This window comes from Streptomyces sp. NPDC096048 (genome assembly GCF_044763415.1).
Taxonomy (GTDB): Bacteria; Actinomycetota; Actinomycetes; order Streptomycetales; family Streptomycetaceae; genus Streptomyces.
The window spans coordinates 267,199-282,327 of sequence record NZ_JBIWGG010000001.1 but is presented as its reverse complement, the minus strand read 5'-3'; the positions used below and the strand labels follow the sequence as shown (position 1 = coordinate 282,327).

The 15,129-nt window shown below is 74.0% G+C and carries 17 protein-coding genes; 5 read left to right on the top strand and 12 right to left on the bottom strand.

The features are described 5' to 3' along the window. Nucleotides 1-161: 161 nt before the first annotated feature. A complete protein-coding gene (locus ACIQ6R_RS01485; protein ID WP_404169092.1) occupies nt 162-1,214 on the bottom strand; it encodes a LacI family DNA-binding transcriptional regulator in 1,053 nt (350 codons plus the stop codon). 186 nt (nt 1,215-1,400) lie between these two features. Between ACIQ6R_RS01485 and ACIQ6R_RS01480 the strand changes: the two genes are divergently transcribed. Beyond that, a complete protein-coding gene (locus tag ACIQ6R_RS01480) occupies nt 1,401-1,982 on the top strand; it encodes a hypothetical protein (protein WP_404217984.1) in 582 nt (193 codons plus the stop codon). Here ACIQ6R_RS01480 and ACIQ6R_RS01475 read toward each other — a convergent pair. The 4 genes from ACIQ6R_RS01475 to tsaB are packed head-to-tail and all read right to left on the bottom strand — an operon-like array spanning nt 1,933 to nt 4,478. Continuing rightward, complete coding sequence (locus tag ACIQ6R_RS01475; RefSeq protein WP_404169086.1) at nt 1,933-2,190, bottom strand: hypothetical protein; 258 nt, start codon at nt 2,188-2,190, stop codon at nt 1,933-1,935. The two genes, ACIQ6R_RS01480 and ACIQ6R_RS01475, sit on opposite strands and share 50 nt — an antisense overlap. Then, nucleotides 2,187-3,296, bottom strand: coding sequence for a tRNA (adenosine(37)-N6)-threonylcarbamoyltransferase complex transferase subunit TsaD (gene tsaD / locus ACIQ6R_RS01470; RefSeq protein ID WP_404169083.1), 1,110 nt, complete (start codon nt 3,294-3,296; stop codon nt 2,187-2,189). Before tsaD ends, ACIQ6R_RS01475 begins: the two co-directional genes overlap by 4 nt. Continuing rightward, nucleotides 3,289-3,774 carry a ribosomal protein S18-alanine N-acetyltransferase gene (gene rimI / locus ACIQ6R_RS01465; protein ID WP_404218647.1) on the bottom strand — a complete coding sequence of 162 codons (486 nt, stop codon included), beginning with the start codon at nt 3,772-3,774 and terminating at the stop codon, nt 3,289-3,291. The genes tsaD and rimI overlap by 8 nt, the downstream gene beginning before the upstream one ends. A gap of 50 nt (nt 3,775-3,824) precedes the next feature. After that, the gene (gene tsaB, locus ACIQ6R_RS01460) at nt 3,825-4,478 is read right to left on the bottom strand and encodes a tRNA (adenosine(37)-N6)-threonylcarbamoyltransferase complex dimerization subunit type 1 TsaB (RefSeq protein WP_404217982.1); all 654 of its coding nucleotides are present in this window, start codon (nt 4,476-4,478) and stop codon (nt 3,825-3,827) included. Nucleotides 4,479-4,628: 150 nt separating this feature from the next. Between tsaB and ACIQ6R_RS01455 the strand changes: the two genes are divergently transcribed. Further along, nucleotides 4,629-5,183, top strand: coding sequence for a hypothetical protein (locus ACIQ6R_RS01455; RefSeq protein WP_404169077.1), 555 nt, complete (start codon nt 4,629-4,631; stop codon nt 5,181-5,183). A 21-nt stretch (nt 5,184-5,204) separates the two neighbouring features. On the opposite strand, the gene ACIQ6R_RS01450 is transcribed toward ACIQ6R_RS01455, so the two are convergent. The 4 genes from ACIQ6R_RS01450 to alr form a co-directional block, all read right to left on the bottom strand. After that, complete coding sequence (locus tag ACIQ6R_RS01450; protein WP_404217979.1) at nt 5,205-5,393, bottom strand: hypothetical protein; 189 nt, start codon at nt 5,391-5,393, stop codon at nt 5,205-5,207. A gap of 248 nt (nt 5,394-5,641) precedes the next feature. Next, nucleotides 5,642-6,175 carry a tRNA (adenosine(37)-N6)-threonylcarbamoyltransferase complex ATPase subunit type 1 TsaE gene (gene tsaE / locus ACIQ6R_RS01445; RefSeq protein WP_404217977.1) on the bottom strand — a complete coding sequence of 178 codons (534 nt, stop codon included), beginning with the start codon at nt 6,173-6,175 and terminating at the stop codon, nt 5,642-5,644. After that, complete coding sequence (locus tag ACIQ6R_RS01440) at nt 6,141-7,400, bottom strand: alpha/beta fold hydrolase (RefSeq protein WP_404217975.1); 1,260 nt, start codon at nt 7,398-7,400, stop codon at nt 6,141-6,143. The genes tsaE and ACIQ6R_RS01440 overlap by 35 nt, the downstream gene beginning before the upstream one ends. A 104-nt stretch (nt 7,401-7,504) precedes the next feature. Next, on the bottom strand, nt 7,505-8,671 hold the full coding sequence (gene alr / locus ACIQ6R_RS01435) for an alanine racemase (RefSeq protein WP_404217973.1): 1,167 nt from the start codon (nt 8,669-8,671) through the stop codon (nt 7,505-7,507). 112 nt (nt 8,672-8,783) lie between these two features. Here alr and ACIQ6R_RS01430 point away from each other — a divergent pair, with 112 nt between their 5' ends. Together ACIQ6R_RS01430 and ACIQ6R_RS01425 are read left to right on the top strand one after the other, a co-directional pair. Beyond that, a complete protein-coding gene (locus ACIQ6R_RS01430) occupies nt 8,784-9,155 on the top strand; it encodes a holo-ACP synthase (RefSeq protein WP_404169063.1) in 372 nt (123 codons plus the stop codon). Between the two features lie 88 nt (nt 9,156-9,243). Next, nucleotides 9,244-9,948, top strand: coding sequence for a formylglycine-generating enzyme family protein (locus ACIQ6R_RS01425; protein WP_404217971.1), 705 nt, complete (start codon nt 9,244-9,246; stop codon nt 9,946-9,948). Here ACIQ6R_RS01425 and ACIQ6R_RS01420 read toward each other — a convergent pair. Beyond that, nucleotides 9,930-10,532, bottom strand: a complete 603-nt coding sequence (locus tag ACIQ6R_RS01420; protein ID WP_404217968.1) for a helix-turn-helix domain-containing protein — start codon at nt 10,530-10,532, stop codon at nt 9,930-9,932. The two genes, ACIQ6R_RS01425 and ACIQ6R_RS01420, sit on opposite strands and share 19 nt — an antisense overlap. A gap of 72 nt (nt 10,533-10,604) precedes the next feature. On the opposite strand from ACIQ6R_RS01420, the gene ACIQ6R_RS01415 reads away from it, so the two are divergent. Then, nucleotides 10,605-12,053, top strand: coding sequence for an NAD(P)H-hydrate dehydratase (locus ACIQ6R_RS01415; RefSeq protein WP_404217966.1), 1,449 nt, complete (start codon nt 10,605-10,607; stop codon nt 12,051-12,053). 303 nt (nt 12,054-12,356) lie between these two features. On the opposite strand, the gene glmS is transcribed toward ACIQ6R_RS01415, so the two are convergent. Next, nucleotides 12,357-14,204 carry a glutamine--fructose-6-phosphate transaminase (isomerizing) gene (gene glmS, locus ACIQ6R_RS01410; protein WP_404217964.1) on the bottom strand — a complete coding sequence of 616 codons (1,848 nt, stop codon included), beginning with the start codon at nt 14,202-14,204 and terminating at the stop codon, nt 12,357-12,359. Between the two features lie 117 nt (nt 14,205-14,321). Next, on the bottom strand, nt 14,322-15,113 hold the full coding sequence (locus ACIQ6R_RS01405) for a hypothetical protein (RefSeq protein WP_404169049.1): 792 nt from the start codon (nt 15,111-15,113) through the stop codon (nt 14,322-14,324). Between the last annotated feature and the right edge of the window lie 16 nt (nt 15,114-15,129).

Genomic DNA, 15,129 nt, shown 5'->3' with positions numbered 1-15,129 from the left:
CCGCCCGTGCCGGTCCCGTTCGCGTCCCCACCCGAGTGCCCCATCAGAAGGAACATAAGTCCGAATTATCGGGAGCGGACCGTGCGGGCCGTGATTCTGCGGAAATTCTCAGACTTCGGATGACCGTCGAACGTTTCGCGGGAGGCGGCGAGTGACGGAGGTCAGACGGCCGGCGGCGCCCCCGTACTGCTGCGCACCTCCAGGCTCGTGGCCAGCTCCACCCGGGTCGCCGCCGCGGACCCGTCGTCCCGCCCCAGGTCCAGGACCAGCCGGGCCGCCGCCTCGGCCATCTCCATGAGCGGCTGCCGTACGGTCGTCAGCGGCGGCCCCACCCAACGGGCCACCGGCAGGTCGTCGAACCCGACCACGCTCAGGTCCTGCGGGATGCGCAGCCCCAGCTCGCGCGCGGCCTCGTACAGCCCGAGCGCCTGGAGGTCGTTGCCGGCGAAGACGGCGGTCGGCCGGTCGGGGCGGCGCAGCAGTTCCAGGCCCTGCCGGTAGCCGGCCTCGTGGTGGAAGTCGCCGGTCACGACGAGATCGGGGTCGACGGGCAGCCCGGCCGTCTCCAGGGCGGCCCGGTAGCCGTCGACGCGGGCGCGGCTGCACATCATCCGGGTGGGTCCGCTGATCGCGCCGATGCGGGTGTGGCCGAGGTCGACCAGGTGCCGGGTGGCGGCGAGCCCGCCCTGCCAGTTGGTGGCGCCGATGGACGGCACGTCGGCGCCCGGGTCACCGGCCGGGTCCATCACCACGAACGGGATGGAGCGGCTGGTGAGCAGGGCCCGCTGGGACTCGTCGAGGCCGGACAGGACGAGGATCACGCCGTGCGGACGGCGGGCGGCGACCTGGTCGGCCCAGGTCCGGCCGGGCGTGAGGCGCCCCGCGCTCTCGGAGAGGACGACGCTGAGCCCCGCGTCCCGCGCCACGTTCTCCACGCCCCGGATGACCTCCATCGCCCAGGCGCTTTCCAGCTCGTGGAAGACCAGGTCGATGAGAGGGGAGCGGCTCGCCTCGGCCCGCCGCCGCCGGTAGCCGTGGGTGCGCAGCAGCTCCTCCACACGGGCCCGGGTCGCGGGGGCGACGTCGGCGCGGCCGTTGAGGACCTTCGAAACAGTCGGCGCCGACACACCGGCCTCACGCGCGATCTCGGCGAGGGTCGCGGTCTGCGCGGACCGCCTTTGCGTCCGGGTTTCAGCGGGCTGCGGGGTTGTCATGGCGGCGATCGTATCCCTGTGGGCCTTCTTGACGCAGTCCTCGGTGAGCTGCGGGCTCTCGGATCGTTCGCGTCGATCGCCGAAACATTCGGCCTCGGCTGCCGTAGGCGATCTTCTTCCAGGCGTTCACCGGGCGTTCAGACGGCCTGGGGGTCGCCCCCCGCGCCCCGGAACTACGGTTTGCCGGTGACGTCGGTGGCCCGGGGCCGCCGCGACGGGGGCGCGGGGGCGCGGACGTACGGGGGCGCGGTGGACCGAAAGCTGTACCACGAGACCAGATCCACCGGAACGGCGCTGGCCGCCGCGGCCGTCTGCGTGGTGGTGACGGGTGCCGTGCACGGGATCCCGCCGCTTCCCGGCTGGGACACCCGGAGGTTCCTCTGGGCGCTGCTCGGCTTCCTGGCGCTGTGGGCGGTCGGAGAGCTGTTTCTGAAGGTACGGCGGTTCCGCGGGGCCGCCCCGCTCGCGGACGACGTGGAGCCGCCGCCGGGCGTGCCCCTGCGCCGGCGCCTGTTCCTGCCGGGGCTCTTCCCGGTGCTCGCCCTGTCCTCGCTGGTGCCGGCGTTGGTGTGGGAGCCGTGGTTCGCCGTACTGCCCCTGGCGTGGGTGGTCGACTGGGGTCTGCGGGCCGTGGTCATCGCCGTCTGGGAGCGTCGGACGGGCCTGCTGCTGTGGCGGACGTCCACGACGGGGAACGTGGGACTCGCGACCTCCCCGGTCAGTGAACGGCCACCGACTCGAAACGCCACCGGTGGACCGCCCGCGTGACCAGGTCCCCGTCCGGCTCGGGGAGTTCCGGCAGTTCGGCGTCGTAGCCGGCGTCCCACCACGTGATGACGAGGACCCGGTCCCGCGGGGCACGCAGGACCTCCCTGCGCAGCGGGGTGCCGTCGAGCGGCTGTGCCCGTGCCCAGGCCAGCAGCTCCCCGCCCCGGCCGGGCACGGCCCGCGCCTCCCACATCAGCGCGACGGTCACGAGTACAGGTTCTCCTTGCTGACCTCGTGGACGTGGTCGTGGTCGTGAGCGTGCGCGTGTCCCTCTCCCGGCACGTGCGGTTCCGTCACCGGCAGGGAGGAGTCGGCCGACAGGTCCCAGTCGGAGGCGGCCCGGCCCCGGGCGACCATCTCCGCGCCGAGCGCCGCGACCATCGCCCCGTTGTCCGTGCACAGCTTGGGCCGCGGCACGCGCAGCCGGATGCCGGCCGCCTCGCAGCGCTCCTGGGCCAGGACCCGCAGCCGGGAGTTGGCGGCCACGCCGCCACCGATCATCAGGTGATCCACGCCCTGGTCCTTGCAGGCCCGCACCGCCTTGCGGGTCAGCACGTCCACGACCGCCTCCTGGAAGGACGCCGACACGTCGCGCACCGGCACCTCCTCCCCCGCCGCCCGCTTGGCCTCGATCCAGCGGGCCACGGCCGTCTTCAGCCCGGAGAAGGAGAAGTCGTACGCCGGGTCGCGCGGGCCGGTCAGTCCGCGCGGGAAGGCGATCGCGTTCGGGTCGCCCTCGCGCGCGTAGCGGTCGATGACCGGGCCGCCGGGGAAGCCCAGGTTCAGCACACGCGCGATCTTGTCGAAGGCCTCGCCGGCCGCGTCGTCGATGGTGGCGCCCATCGGCCGGACGTCTGAGGTGATGTCCGTCGACAGCAGCAGCGAGGAGTGTCCGCCGGAGACCAGCAGCGCCATCGTCGGCTCGGGCAGCGCGCCGTGCTCCAGTTGGTCGACGCAGATGTGCGAGGCGAGGTGGTTGACGCCGTACAGGGGCTTGCCGAGGGCGTAGGCGTACGCCTTCGCCGCCGAGACGCCGACCAGCAGGGCGCCGGCGAGGCCGGGGCCCGCGGTGACGGCGATGCCGTCGAGGTCGCGGGCGCTCACCCCCGCCTCCTTCAGGGCGCGGTCGATGGTGGGGACCATCGCCTCCAGGTGGGCGCGGCTCGCCACCTCCGGCACGACGCCGCCGAAGCGGGCGTGCTCGTCGACGCTGGACGCGACGGCGTCGGCCAGCAGGGTGGTGCCCCGGACGACACCGACACCGGTCTCGTCGCAGGATGTCTCGATCCCCAGGACCAGCGGTTCGTCAGGCATGGTTGTCGGTTCCTCGTTCGGTTCCCGGTACGGAGGTGGAGGGGTCGGTCAGGCGCATCACCAGGGCGTCCACGTTCCCCGGCTGGTAGTAGCCGCGTCTGAAGCCGATGGGCTCGAAGCCGAAGCGCTCGTACAGCCGTTGGGCGCGGGTGTTGTCCACCCGGCACTCCAGCAGCACCTCGGCGCACTCGAAGGCGGTCGCCGCCCGCAGCAGTTCGGTCAGCAGTCGACCGCCGAGACCGGTGCCCCAGTGGTCGCGGGCGACGGCGATGGTCTGCACGTCGGCCTGTTCCCCGGAGGTGACGAGGCCCGCGTAGCCGACGACCCGGCCGTCCTTCTCGGCGACCAGGTACCGCCGGGTCGCCCCGGGGCCGCGCGCGTGGGCCAGCTCGGACCAGAACATCCCCCGCGACCAGGCGTCCTCCGGGAACAGCTCCCGTTCCATCCGGAGCACGGGGTCGATGTCCCACCAGCGCATCTCGCGCAGTTCGGCGTGGACGGGCGAGGTCACGGGCTCGGTCGCTTCGGTCACTTCGGGGTGACCACCTTGTAGTTCTTGGGGACCTGGGCGTCGGGCCTGCGCAGGTACAGGGGCCGGGGCGCGGGCAGTTCCTCGCCCGCCGCGAGCTTCTCGGCGGCCAGGCACGCGAGGGCGGAGGCGGACACGTGCTCGGGCTCGTGCGCCTTCGGGAAGGTGTCCGGGTACAGCAGCGCGCCCGCGCCGACCGCGGGCAGGCCCTCGACCCGCTCGGCGATATCGGCGGGACGGTCCACCGCCGGGTCGGTGAGACGGGTGCGGGAGTCGGCGTACCGGGCCCAGTAGACCTCCTTGCGGCGGGCGTCGGTCGCCACCACGAAGGGACCCTCCAGGCCGGCGGCCCAGGCGAGGCCGTCCAGCGTGCACACGCCGTGCACGGGCACATCGAGCGCGAGTCCGAAGGTCTCCGCGGTCATCAGGCCGACGCGCAGCCCCGTGTACGGGCCGGGGCCGATCCCGGCGACGATGCCGGTGACGGCGTCGAGGCCCAGGCCGGCCTCGGCGAGCACCCGGTCGACGGCGGGCAGCAGCAGCTCACCGTGCCGGCGTGCGTCCACCTGGCTCGACGAGGCGATGACGTCCGTACCGTCGTGCAGCGCGACGGTCACGGCGGGCGTGGCGGTATCCAGAGCGAGCAAGAGCACGCAAACAGCCTACGGCGCCGCGGGGCCCGTGTCGGACGCCCGGTCGGCGGGCCCGAGGTCACTCCGTGTCGCGCACCGCATCCATACGGTCACGGACTGCTACGGTCGCCGGGAAAGGACGCACGACGTACGACGACGAGGTGGTCGCCAGTGGCAAGCAGCAGTGCCGGTCTCGTCACCGGCCTCACCGCGGCGGCCCTCGCCGCCATCGGCTTCCTCGGCCACCAGGCGTCGGTCAGTGTCCCGGCCGATCTCGGCCGCACCCACGCGAGCGGCCCGCCCGCCCCCGGCGCCTCCAAGGCCCCCCGCGACCGGCGGCATCCGAACGCGCTTCCCGCGGGCTCCGGAAGGGGTGAACGGGTGGTGTACTCGGTGGACGACGACCGGGTGTGGCTGGTCGACGCGGGCAACAAGGTCGGGCGCACGTTCAAGGTCACGCCCAGCACCGTCGACCCGGCGCCGGGCACCTACGTGGTCACGTCCCGCTCGAACCGGGTCACCGGGTCCGACGGCATCCCGGTCGAGCACGTCGTGCGCTTCACCAGCGTCGAGGGCGTGGTCATCGGGTTCAGCGCGGCGGTGGACGGCTCGATGGCGAAGCCCGACGCGGGCGAGCGCACCGGCGGCATCCGGGAGACGCGCGCGGACGGCGACGCGATGTGGCGGTTCGCGACGATCGGGCAGCGGGTCGTCGTCGTTCCCTGACGGAGTGCCGCGGCCGTGCGGTCAGGCGGCCTCGCGGTGCTCACGGACGGGGTGGCACGTCGCCGGCTCGGGCGCGCGCGGCGGCGTCGAGACCGCCGCCGCGGCGGCGCAGGACGCGAGCAGGTCGTGCATGGACACCCCGGTGAGCGCGGGCGACTGCGGCCGCCGCGCGGCCTGCTGCCGCGGCTGCTGCGGCTCGGTCTCCGGCATGGACGCCTCCTGAAGGTCGGGGGCGGGCGTAGTTAGGCATGCCTAACTACGAGCTGGATACCATGTGACCACGCGCCGGACCCCGAAAGCAACATCTTCCCGACGTCTTGTCGGAACGTCCCCCGGACGAGGAGCGTCGGCTCGGGCCGGGGGCGTCGGCTCGGACACGGGCGCCGTTCGGGAAAAGGCGCCGTTCGGGAAAAGGCGCCGTTCGGGAAAAGGCGCCGGCTCGCGCGAGGCGCGTCGGCTCAGACCGCGAGCACGCTCAGGTCGGCCGCTGCCCACCGCTCGCCGATGCCCGTCAGCGTCACGTGCCGCACCTCGTCGGTGGTGTCGCCCACGGCACGGTGGATCCGGAGCAGCAACCGTTCGTCGGTCAGCTCCTCGACCTTGCCCTCCCCCCACTCGACGACGATCACCGAGTCGGACAGGGAGACGTCGAGGTCGAGGTCCTCCATCTCGTCCAGTCCGCCGGACAGCCGGTAGGCGTCGACGTGGACGAGCGGCGGACCGTCGCCGAGGGAGGGGTGCACGCGCGCGATCACGAAGGTCGGGGAGGTGACGGCGCCGCGGACGCCCATGCCCTCGCCGAGCCCCCGGGTCAGCGTCGTCTTGCCCGCGCCCAGCTCCCCGCTGAGCATCAGCAGGTCCCCGGCGCGCAGCACTTTGGCGAGCCTGCGGCCCAGTTCCCGCATCTGCTCGGGAGAGGTGACGGTGATCTCGACGTCGGGCGCGGGCTCGGCGGGCTCAGCCGGGCCCTGCGGTGCTGCTGGTGCTTCCATAGCCATCAACGGTAGCGGCTGCCGGCACCGCGCCCGCGCGGGCGAGCAGGTCGGCGAGGCGGTCGGTGACCAGCTCCGGGTGCTCCAGCATCACCAGGTGCCCGGCGTCGGGGACCAGCACCAGTTCCGCGTCCGGCAGCAGGTCGGCGATCGCCTCGCTGTGCTCGCTGGGCGTGACCAGGTCCCGCACCCCGGCCAGCACCAGGACCGGCAGGCCGGCGAAGTGGGCGAGGGCCGCGGTCTTGTCGTGGTCGTTGAAGGCCGGGTAGTACTCGGCGACCACGTCGATCGGCGTCGACTCGATCATCCGCTCGGCGAACCGGGCCACGGCCGGGTCGACGTCCCGGGTCGCGAACGAGTACCGCTTGATGATCCCGGCGAACAGGTCCGCCGTCGCCCGCCGCCCCTTCTCCACCAGGTCGGCCCGCTGCCCCAGCGCCTTGAGCACACCGGGCAGCACCCGCCGGACCGCGTTGACCCCGGCCACGGGCAGCCCGAAGTTGACCTCGCCGAGGCGGCCGGAGGAGGTGCCGACGAGGGCGACGCCGACGACCCGGTCGCGGATCAGTTCGGGGAACGCGTCGGCCAGCGCCATCAGGGTCATGCCGCCCATGGAGTGGCCGACCAGCACGATCGGGCCGTCGGGCACGGCCGCGTCGATGACGGCCTTCAGGTCGCGGCCCAGCTCGTCGATGGTGACCGGCCCGTCGTCCCGCACCTGGGACACGCCCCGCCCGGAACGGCCGTGGCTGCGCTGGTCCCAGTGCACGGTGCGGACGACGCCCCTGAGGGCCGCCCGCTGGAAGTGCCAGGAGTCCTGGTTGAGGCAGTAGCCGTGGCTGAAGACGACGGTCACGGGGGCGGGCGCCTTACGGCCGAACAGCCGCCGACGCCGCCGCGTGAGCGCGGACTCCGTCTCCGGATCGACGTCGTCGACCTCGTAGTACAGCTCCGTGCCGTCGTCGGCGTACGCCTTGCCGGGGGTGCCGCGCAGCCCGCCGTAGGGGCCCGTCGAGTCGAGGGCGAGCCGTGCCTTCTGGCGCATCCCGCGGCCGACGGTGAGCCGTTCTATCGCCACGCCGGCCGCGGCGCCCGCCGCGACCACGCCTATCGCGACACCGGCGATGCCGGTCGCCCGGCGCCAGCCGCCGGCGGCGACCTCGGTGGCCGCTTCCGTGGCGGAGGCGACGGCCGACACGACGGCCTCCGCGTTGCTCTCGCTCACGTACACCGCTCCTCTTCGCCGGGCCGCTGTGCGGATACCCGCTGGTTGCCGATTCACCTGCACGCGCGGCACGCCGGGTGCGCGTCACGCCGTGTGCGGGCGCGTCACTCGTTCACATAGACGCGCGGCACGCGGGATCCGATCCGGGTGACGATCTCGTACGCGATGGTGCCCGCCGCCTGGGCCCAGTCCTCGGCCGTGGGCTCGCCGCGGTCGCCGGGCCCGAACAGCACCGCCTCGGTGCCCGGCGCCGGCCGGTCCCCGCCCAGGTCGACGACGAACTGGTCCATCGCGATCCGCCCCGCCACCGTGCGCCACTTGCCGTCCACCAGGACGGGGCCGGTGGAGGAGGCGTGGCGGGGGACGCCGTCCGCGTAGCCGAGGGGGACGAGGCCGAGGGTCGTCTCGCCGGGGGTGGTGTAGTGGTGCCCGTAGCTGACGCCGTGGCCGCCGGGGACCTGCTTGACCAGGGCGAGCGAGGCGGCCAGCGTCATCACGGGGCGCAGCCCGAAGTCGGCGGGGGTGCCGATCTCGGGGCTGGGCGAGACGCCGTACATCGCGATGCCCGGCCGTACGAGGTCGAAGTGGGCCTCGGGGAGGGTGAGCGTGGCCGGCGAGTTGGCGATGTGCCGCACGTCGGGGCGCACGCCCTGCTGCTCGGCGTAGGCCGTCATCTCCCGGAAGCGGGTGAGCTGGGCGGCGATGGAGGGGTGGCCGGGCTCGTCGGCGCAGGCGAAGTGCGACCAGAGTCCGGTGACGCGGAGCAGCCCCTCGCCCTCGGCCCGCAGGGCCTCCCGGACCAGCTCCGCCCAGTCCTCGCCCGGCTGGCAGCCGTTCCGGCCGAGGCCGGTGTCGGCCTTGAGCTGCACTCGTGCGGGGACCCCGGCCCGCCGTGCCGCCTCGGTGACCTCGTCCAGGGCCCACATCCCGCTGACGGACACGTCGAGATCCGCCTCGACGGCCTCCTGCCAGGGGCCGCCCGGCGTCCACAGCCAGCACATGATCCGCACGTCGTCCGGCAGTCCCGCCTCCGCGCGCAGCGCGAGGGCCTCCTGCGGGGTGGCGGTGCCCAGCCAGGTCGCGCCCGCCGCGACGGCCGCGCGGGCGCACGGGAGCGCGCCGTGGCCGTAGCCGTCGGCCTTGACCACGGCCATGAGAGCCGCCCCGGGAGCCCGTTCGCGCAGTGCGCGGACGTTGGCCCGCAGGGCGGCCAGGTCGATCTCGGCACGGGCCCGCGTCACCGCGGCCCGCCGAGCAGCTGTCTCACTCATCGTGCCCCCAGTGTCTCAGAGCACCCGCGCCCCGCTTCCGCCGCAGCACGCCCGGGTCCGCGCGCGCCCGCCGGTCGTTCCCGTGCGCCCACCGGTCGTTAGGGTTCCTCGCATGAGCATCATCGGGGTCGGGATCGACGTGGCCGAGATCGAACGGTTCGGGCAGTCGCTGGAACGCACGCCGGCCCTGGCACGACGGCTCTTCCTGGAGAGCGAGTTGCTGCTGCCTAGCGGGGAGCGCCGGGGCACCGCCTCGCTCGCCGCCCGGTTCGCGGCGAAGGAGGCCCTGGCCAAGGCGCTCGGCGCGCCCGCGGGGCTGCACTGGACGGACGCCGAGGTGTACGTCGAGGACACCGGGCAGCCGCGGCTGCGGGTGGCGGGGACGGTCGCGGCGCGGGCGGCGGAACTGGGTGTGACGTCGTGGCACGTGTCGCTGAGCCATGACGCGGGGGTGGCGTCGGCGGTGGTGATCGCGGAGGGGTAGGGCGTGCTTCCGCCGCGCTTCCCCGCGCCAGCGCGAGGCGGGTCGCCTCGTCCCGGGGCGTGGCGGGGGCCGGTACGATCGTCTGTCCATGGATCTGAGTGCGGGAACCGGCGGCGTACGTGCGGACACCCGGATGGTCTCCGTTCCGCCCGGACGGGTGACCCTGTCGGACCGGCGGACGCGGCGCAGCTGGCCGGTGGAGGTCGCGTCCTGTCGGCTGGCGGCGTTCCCGGTCACGCGGGCCGAGTACGCGCGGGTCACCGGGCGGCGGCCCGCCGCGCGGGACGAGCGGCTGCCCGTCGCGGAGGTCTCCTGGGCGGACGCGGTCGGCTTCTGCAACTCGCTGTCGCTGCACGAGGGGCTCCCCCCGGCCTACCGCGTCACCGCCGACGGTGTCGCCTGGGACACCTCCGCCGACGGGTACCGGCTGCCGACCGAGGCCGAATGGGAACACGCCTGCCGCGCCGGGACGGAGGGGCCGCGCTACGGCACCCTGGACGACATCGCCTGGTACCGGGGCAACTCGGGCGAGCGCGTCCACGAGGTGGGCGGCAGGCGGCCGAACGCCTGGGGCCTGTACGACATGCTCGGCAACGTCTGGGAGTGGTGCTGGGACCTCTACGACGCCGAGGTCTACGGCGCCTACCGGGTGCTGCGCGGCGGCGGCTGGTTCGACGAGCACTGGAGCTGCCGGGCCTCCGTACGGCGCCGCAGCCACCCGACGTTCCGGGTCGACGACGTGGGGTTCCGCGTCGCCCGTTCGGGCGGCGGGGGTCAGTCGCCCGTCGGCTGAACCCGGATGTGCATCCGCTCGCCCTGCGCGCCGTACAGGGCGATCCACTCGACGGGCCGGTCCCCGGCGTTGGCGATGCCGTGCGGGACGCGGGTGTCGAACTCCGCCGTCTCACCGGCCGTCAGCACGAGGTGGTGCTCGCCCAGGGCGAGGAGCAGGCGTCCGGAGAGGACGTAGATCCACTCGTGGCCCTCGTGGGAGCCCTGGTCGGGGCGCGGGGCCGTTCCGGTCCGCGCGACCGGCGGGGCGGGGAGGATCTGCTTGTAGGCGTGCAGCCCGTCGTTGGGGTTGCGGGTGAGGGGGATCCAGGTCTGGCCGTGCCGGGTGAAGGGGCGCGGGTGGACGCGGGGGTCACCGGTCCGGGAGCCGACCAGTTCGTCCAGGGGCAGGCGGTGCGCCCTGGCCAGCGGCAGCAGGTGCCGCAACCCCGGTTCACGCTGTCCCGACTCCAGCCGGGACAGCGTGCTGACGGAGATGCCGGTGGCGGCGCCGAGCTGGGCCAGCGTGAGACCGCGGGCCTGCCGGATGGCGCGCAGGCGTGCCCCGAGTGACGTCATCACCTGCGCCGTCTCGTCGTCGTCCATGGGACAACTGTCCCTCACGACGCGGAGGGCGGAGTCGGGCGTGTTCCCGGCGGACGGGGAAGACTCGACGGCATGCGGACTGCGTACAGCGTGGAGATGGTCAGGACGGCCGAACGGGAGCTGATGGCACGGCTCCCGGAGGGGGCGTTGATGCAACGGGCCGCCGCCGGGCTCGCCGCCGCCTGCGCGGAGGTGCTCCGGCGGGTGGCCGGCCGGGTCTACGGCGGCCGGGTGGTGCTGCTGGTCGGGAGCGGGGACAACGGCGGCGACGCCCTGTACGCCGGGGCGCGACTCGCCGGGCGGGGGGCGGGGGTGACGGCGGTGCCGCTCACGCCGGAGCGCGCGCACGGCGCGGGGCTGGCGGCACTGCGCCGGGCCGGCGGGCAGGTCGCGGGGAGCGGCTCCGCCGGGGAGTTGATCGCGCGGGCGGACCTGGTCGTCGACGGCATCGTCGGGATCGGCGGCCGGGGCGGGCTGCGCGAGGAGGCGGTGCCGCTCGCCGACGCGGCCGCCCGGTCGCGGGCCGCCGTCGTCGCCGTCGACCTGCCGAGCGGCGTGGACGCGGACACCGGCCAGGTGCGCGGGGCGGCCGTGCGGGCCGACCTGACGGTGACGTTCGGTGCGCACAAGCCGGGGCTGCTCATCGATCCGGCGCGGGAGTATGCGGGGTCGGTGCGGCTGGTGGACATCGGTCTGCCGCTGCCGGCCGAGGCGGCCGAACTGGAGGCGTTGCAGCACGCGGACGTGGCGCGGCTGCTGCCGGTGCCGGGGGCGGAGAGCGACAAGTACCGGCGGGGTGTCGTGGGCATCGCCGCCGGGTCGGCGCGCTATCCGGGCGCGGCCGTGCTCGCCGTCGCCGGGGCGCTGCGGGGCGGGGCCGGTGCGGTGCGGTACGTCGGTCCGGCCGGGGACGCGGTGATCGCCCGCTACCCGGAGACGCTCGTGTCCGACCAGGGGCCGAAGCGGGCGGGGCGGGTGCAGGCGTGGGTCGTCGGACCGGGGGCCGGTGACGACGCCGGGACCGTGGCCGAGGTGCTGGCCGCGGAGGTGCCGGTACTGATCGACGCGGACGGGCTGCGGTTGGCGGATGCCGGGGCGGTGCGCGGGCGTACGGCGCCGACGCTGATGACGCCGCACGCCGGAGAGGCGGCCGCGCTGCTCGGGGTGGGCCGCGAGGAGGTCGAGGGGGCACGCCTGGCCTCGGCGCGGGAACTGGCGGAGCGGTACGGGGCGACGGTGCTGCTGAAGGGGTCGACGACGGTGGTGGCCGGCGTGGAGGGAGGGCCGGTGCGGGTCAACGCGACGGGGACTTCGTGGCTCGCCACCGCGGGGAGCGGCGACGTGCTCTCCGGGCTGACCGGGTCGCTGCTGGCGGCGGGGCTCTCGACGGTGGACGCGGGGAGTGTGGGGGCCTACGTCCACGGACTGGCGGGCCGCTTCGCGGCGGACGGGGCGCCGGCGGGGGCGCACGATGTCGCCGGGGCGATTCCGGGGGCGTGGCGGGATGTGCGGGGGGTTTGAGCGGGGCGGGGCGCGCGGGCGCGCGTGTGCCGGGGGGGGCGGGCGCGCGTGAGCAGGGGTCGTGCGGGCGCGCGTGAGCCAGGCCTTGTGCGGGCGGCGTTCCGAGGGCTCCGCGGGCCCAGGTGCGCGGTGGGCCGGTGGCGCGGGGCGCCCGGCACCGGTGTAGCGGCGGGGCGCCCGGCGCCGGGACGAGGGACGGGTCCGGGTCGCCCGCCGTAGCGGGATGCCGCCGTTGCGCCCCTAGTGTGACCCCGGAACGCTTCCGCCCCGTCACCGCACTCCGCCCCGCCGACGGCTGAGGCCCTACTCCACCGTCACCGACTTCGCCAGGTTCCGAGGCTGATCCACCTCGTTGCCCCGGGCCGTCGCCAGCTCGCACGCGAAGACCTGCAACGGCACCGTCGCCACCAGCGGTTGGAGCAGCGTCGGGGTCGCCGGGATGCGGACGAGATGGTCGGCGTAGGGGACGACCGCCTCGTCGCCCTCCTCGGCGATGACGATGGTGCGGGCGCCGCGTGCCCGGATCTCCTGGATGTTGGACACGATCTTGTCGTGGAGCACGGAGCGCCCGCGCGGGGACGGCACGACCACGACGACCGGCAGGTCCTCCTCGATCAGCGCGATCGGACCGTGCTTCAGCTCGCCCGCCGCGAAGCCCTCGGCGTGCATGTACGCCAGCTCCTTGAGCTTGAGGGCGCCTTCGAGGGCGACCGGGTGGCCGACGTGCCGGCCCAGGAACAGCACCGTGTTCTTGTGGGCGAGGGAGCGCGCCAGTTCCCGTACGGGCTCCATCGTCTCCAGGACCTGTTCGACCGCGCCGGAGATCCGTGCGAGGTCGCGGACGACGTCGCGGATCTCGTCCCCGTACTTCGTGCCGCGCACCTGCCCGAGGTAGAGGGCGACCAGGTAGCAGGCCACCAGCTGGGTGAGGAACGCCTTGGTGGAGGCGACGGCGACCTCGGGGCCGGCGTGCGTGTAGAGCACCGCGTCGGACTCGCGCGGGATGGTGGAGCCGTTGGTGTTGCAGATGGCGAGCACCTTGGCACCCTGCTCGCGGGCGTGGCGCAGGGCCATGAGGGTGTCCATGGTCTCGCCGGACTGGGAGATCGCGACGACCAGGGTCTGCTGGTCGAGGATCGGGTCGCGGTAGCGGAACTCGCTGGCCAGCTCCACCTCGCAGGGGATCCGCGTCCAGTGCTCGATGGCGTACTTGGCGATCAGCCCGGCGTGGAAGGCCGTACCGCACGCGACGACGACGACCTTGTCGACCTCGCGCAGCACCCCCGGAGGGATGCGCACCTCGTCCAGGCTCAGCGTGCCGGAGCCGTCGATGCGACCCAGCAGGGTGTCGGCGACCGCCTTCGGCTGCTCGGCGATCTCCTTGAGCATGAAGTAGTCGTAGCCGCCCTTCTCGGCGGCCGAGGCGTCCCAGTCGACGTGGTAGGAGCGGACGTCGGCCGGAGTACCGTCGAAGCCGGTGACCGTCACTCCGTCGCGGCGCAGCTCGACGACCTGGTCCTGGCCCAGTTCGATGGCGTCCCGGGTGTACGCGATGAAGGCCGCCACGTCCGAGGCCAGGAACGACTCGCCCTCCCCCACACCCACCACGAGCGGCGAGTTGCGGCGCGCGCCCACGACCACGTCCGGCGCGTCCGCGTGCACCGCGACCAGCGTGAAGGCGCCCTCCAGACGCCGGCACACCTGCCGCATCGCCTCGGCGAGGTCGGCGCAGGCGGAGAACTCCTCGGCGAGCAGGTGGGCGACGACCTCGGTGTCGGTCTCGGAGGCCAGTTCGTGGCCGCGCTCCGCCAACTCGGCCCGCAGCGGCGCGAAGTTCTCGATGATGCCGTTGTGGACCACGGCCACCCGGCCCGCGTTGTCGAGATGCGGATGGGCATTGGCGTCGGTCGGGCCGCCGTGTGTGGCCCAGCGGGTGTGGCCGATGCCGGTGGCGGCGGTCGGCAGTGGTCGTTCGGACAGTTCCTTGTCCAGGTTGACGAGCTTGCCGGCGCGCTTGGCGGTGGCGAGGCCGCCGTCCGCGAGCACGGCGACGCCCGCCGAGTCGTACCCCCGGTATTCGAGCCGCTTCAGTCCGGCCATCACGACATCGAGCGCCGACTGAGAACCCACGTATCCCACGATTCCGCACATGACGGGCAGCCTACGATCAGATCCGGTCACGAACCTGCCTTCCCGTGCCCGAAATCGGAAATTCCCACCGGGGTACGCACACCCCGGTGGGAACTTCAGCGGATCCCCGCCGCCGGACTAGCCGAGCTTGGCGAGCTGGGCGTCGCTGATCTGCGTGGGGAACGGGAAGTCCTTGCCGGTGCCGGCGGAGGCGAGGTTCAGCACGGTGAAGGAGGCGACGGTGGAGCCCTTGCGGGTGACGACCACCTTGACCGGGAACTCGTCCCCCTCATCGCCGACCATCGTCATCGTCATCGCGACGGCCTCGTCGGCACCGCCGGGCGCCTTGTCCTCCGCCACCTTGGCGATCTTGGCCGTTTCACCGACCGCGGTGAAGGTGAAGCCCCCGGCGCACTTGCCGGCGGCCTCCTTCACGTCCTTCAGGACGGCCTCGGCGCCGCCGTCGTCGTAGCTGGCCAGCGTCACCAGGGCCTTGTCCAGGTCGAACGCGGCACCGATGGCCTCCTCGGTGGTCTCGTCGCCGGACGGCTTCTTCGGGCCCTCCGTCCAGGTCCGCTTCGCGGTCGCCGCCGGCTCGCCCAGCGGGACGCCGGTCTCGGCGAAGGCGAGCGGCTCGCACGCCGCGTCGCCGCCCTTCACCTTGTCCTTCGTCACGTCGTCCGTCGCGGACGTCTTGGTGACCTTGCCGTTGTCGACGTCCGCCTGCGCCAGGGCGGCCTTCTCCAGCTCGGCGGCGGTGAGCGCCTTGGCGGCCGCGGGGTCCGCCGAGGCGTTCGCACCGCCCTTGGCCTTGTCGTCGCCGGTCTTCGCGCCATCGTCGCCGGAGGAGCCGCCGCAGGCGGTGACGAGGAGGGCCAGGGCCGCGGCGGAGGCCGCGAGGGCGGTACGGCGGACGGCGGTCAGTCTCACGATGGACTCTCTCTTC